Source organism: Klebsiella sp. 4_1_44FAA (assembly GCF_000238715.1).
Classification (GTDB): Bacteria; Pseudomonadota; Gammaproteobacteria; order Enterobacterales; family Enterobacteriaceae; genus Klebsiella; species Klebsiella pneumoniae.
The window spans coordinates 40,976-43,125 of sequence record NZ_JH414806.1 but is presented as its reverse complement, the minus strand read 5'-3'; the positions used below and the strand labels follow the sequence as shown (position 1 = coordinate 43,125).

Genomic DNA, 2,150 nt, shown 5'->3' with positions numbered 1-2,150 from the left:
GCCGCCGATGATGCCGATGGCCGCCGCCTGCGGCAGGGTGAAGCTGATGATGCCGAAGTAGTTCAGCGTCAGCGCCCCGAGCACGGTGGCGAAGATCCCGAACTGCGCCGCCGCCCCCAGCAGCAGGGTGCGCGGGTTAGCCAGCAGCGGGCCGAAATCGGTCATCGCCCCGACGCCCATAAAGATGACCAGCGGCGCGATGCCCGAGCCAATCGCCACCTTATAGAAGATGGCCAGCACCCCGGCGGAGTAGCCCATGTCCACCGCGAGGCTCTCCATCTGCCCCTGTACCGACGGCAGGGCCAGCGCCAGTGCCTCTTTGATGGCGTGGACGTCCGGCGCGCAGTGGAGCTTCGCGGCAATCACCGCCAGCTGCGCCGGGTCGTGGTGAGCCAGCAGGCTCTCCAGGGCGGTGAGCGCCAGCCCGGCCTCCGGGATATTGGAGAGCAGGCCGCCGAAGCCAATCGGCAGCAGCAGTAACGGCTCGAACTTCTTCGCAATCGCCAGCCAGAGCAGCAGCAGGCTGACCAGCAGCATCACCGCCTGGCCGGCGCCGAGGTGCATCAGCCCCATGCCCTGAATCAGGGCGTTCAGACTTTCCATTTCCGTTCCTTTTCCTTACGCCAGAGTCATCAGGGTGTCGCCGACCGCCACCGCGTCGCCGGCTTTCACCGCGATACCGCGCACGGTCCCGGCCTGCGCGGCACGGATTTCGGTTTCCATCTTCATGGCTTCCAGAATCAGCAGCACCTCGCCTGCGGCCACCGTCTGGCCTTCCGCGGCCAGCACCTTCCAGATGGTGCCCGCCAGCGGGGCGGTCACCGGGGTGCCGGCGCCGGCCGGGGCGGCAGCGGCGGGTGCAGAGGCAGGAGCAGCCGCCGTCAGCTGGCTGACGTCACCGCCGTCGCTGACTTTGACCACAAAGGCTTTGCCTTCCACCTCCACGGTGTAGACGCCGGAGGCGGCAGGTTTTTCTGCTTTTGCCACTGGCTGCGCGGCTTCCGCCTGCGGCACCGGCTCAAAGGCCGCCGGGTTGTGGCGGTTTTCGAGGAACTTCAGGCCGGGCTGCGGGAACAGCGCCACGGTGAGCACGTCGTCGATGGCGTTTTCGGCAAGCGTGATGCCCTTCTCCTGTGCCTGGCGTTTCACATCCGCTTCCAGCTGCGCCAGCTCCGGCTTGAGTAAATCCGCCGGGCGGCAGGTCACCGGGTCGGCGCCGTCGAGCACCCGCGCCTGCAGGGCGGCGTTCACCGGGGCCGGGGTGCGGCCGTACTCGCCCTTCAGGATACCGGCAGTCTCCTTCGCAATGGTTTTGTAGCGCTCGCCGCCCAGCACGTTGAGCACCGCCTGGGTGCCGACAATCTGCGAGGTCGGGGTCACCAGCGGGATGAAGCCGAGGTCCTCGCGCACGCGGGGGATTTCCGCCAGCACCTCATCCAGACGGTGGGCGGCGCTCTGCTGCTTCAGCTGGCCTTCAAGGTTGGTGAGCATCCCGCCCGGCACCTGGGCGACGAGGATACGGCTGTCGGTGCCCTTCAGCTGGCCTTCGAAGGCGTGGTATTTTTTGCGCACCTCGCGAAAGTAGGCGGCGATGCTCTCCAGCCTGTGGATATCCAGCCCGGTGTCATATTGCGTGCCGGCGAGGGTGGCGACCAGCGCCTCGGTGGCCGGGTGGCCATAGGTGGCGCTCATCGAGGAGATGGCGGTATCGACGCCGTCGACCCCGGCTTCAATGGCCTTCAGCAGGGCCATCTCCGCCATCCCGGTGGTGGCGTGGCAGTGCAGGTGCAGAGTGACGTCGTAGCGCTTCTTGATTTCGCTGACCAGCTCAAAGGCGACATGCGGCGTCAGAATGCCGGACATGTCCTTGATGGCGACGGAGTCAACGCCGGTCTCCAGCAGCTGTTCGGTGAGGTCGAGCCAGGTCTGCAGGGTGTGCGCCGGGCTGGTGGTGTACGAAAGCGTACCCTGGGCGTGGGCGCCGTGGCGGCGGACCGCCTGCAGGGCGGCCTGCATGTTGCGCGGGTCGTTCATGGCATCGAAGACGCGGAAGACGTCCATGCCGTTTTTGACGGCGCGCTCCACGAAGCGCTCCACCACGTCATCGGCGTAGTGGCGGTAGCCGAGCAGGTTCTGGCCGCGGAGCAGCA

Annotated in this window: 2 protein-coding genes; both read right to left on the bottom strand. The window is 67.1% G+C overall.

The features are described from left to right. Window positions 1-603, bottom strand: a 603-nt coding sequence (locus HMPREF1024_RS03990; RefSeq protein ID WP_009309625.1) for a sodium ion-translocating decarboxylase subunit beta, incomplete at its 3' end; no start/stop codon positions are given. A 15-nt stretch (window positions 604-618) separates the two neighbouring features. Continuing rightward, on the bottom strand, window positions 619-2,150 hold a 1,532-nt coding region (gene oadA / locus HMPREF1024_RS03995), incomplete at its 5' end, for a sodium-extruding oxaloacetate decarboxylase subunit alpha (RefSeq protein ID WP_032451424.1).